This window comes from Noviherbaspirillum sp. ST9, assembly GCF_048799745.1.
Lineage (GTDB): Bacteria > Pseudomonadota > Gammaproteobacteria > Burkholderiales > Burkholderiaceae_D > Noviherbaspirillum.
This window is the reverse complement of the sequence record NZ_JBLWFR010000077.1, coordinates 1-723: the sequence shown is the minus strand read 5'-3', so window position 1 is coordinate 723 and position 723 is coordinate 1. Positions and strand designations below refer to the sequence as shown.

Annotated in this window: 1 protein-coding gene; it reads left to right on the top strand. The window is 44.7% G+C overall.

The features are described from left to right. Window positions 1-723 (top strand): hypothetical protein (locus ACNOHI_RS24840; RefSeq protein ID WP_420477404.1); only part of this gene is annotated, 723 nt, incomplete at both ends.

Genomic DNA, 723 nt, shown 5'->3' with positions numbered 1-723 from the left:
ATGAGAAATGGATCCTGGTCTGACCAAAGCTTCTCGCTGCAGCAACAGCTTAAGTCGACAGCGATCTACACTTCTTTTAATCGTCTTGACAATAAAAGTATTATTCCCGGTGCAAAACTGGTGCGCACAAACCTAACAGCAAGGAGTGTCAGCAAGTTTGGCGAGGCTGATAGATGGACAGTCGATACAAAGGTACAGTTTATCAGGTCGGATGCGAAGAACAGGCCGATAGGCGGAAGCAGAACGGAGAACCCATTCCTAACAACGTACCTGCTTCCGAGATCTCTGGATATTCGTGACTTTGAGGCGGCAGTGGATGCAAACAACAACATGTACTGGTTTGGTGATGCATCGAGTGCGATTAATCCGTTCTGGAATACGAGGTACAACACGAACAATGATGTCAGGGACCGGTATATTATGACAGGTGCGTTAAAATATCAGTTTACCAATTGGCTGAATGCAGAAATACGTGCGGGCTCAGACATGTATACAACTAACACAGAAGCTAAATTGTATGGCGGAAGTCCGATTGCTGCCAACGGAAGATATTCAATCGGAAAAAATACATTTCAGGAAAGCAACTATAGCGTTTTGTTTACCGCCAGCAAAGACAACGTTTTTAGTAAACTGGGAGGAAACGCTACTCTTGGAGGCAACCTGATGAGTCAGAATTCAAGCCTATTGTCATCTTCTTCCGGTAATTTGAACGCACGCGATTTT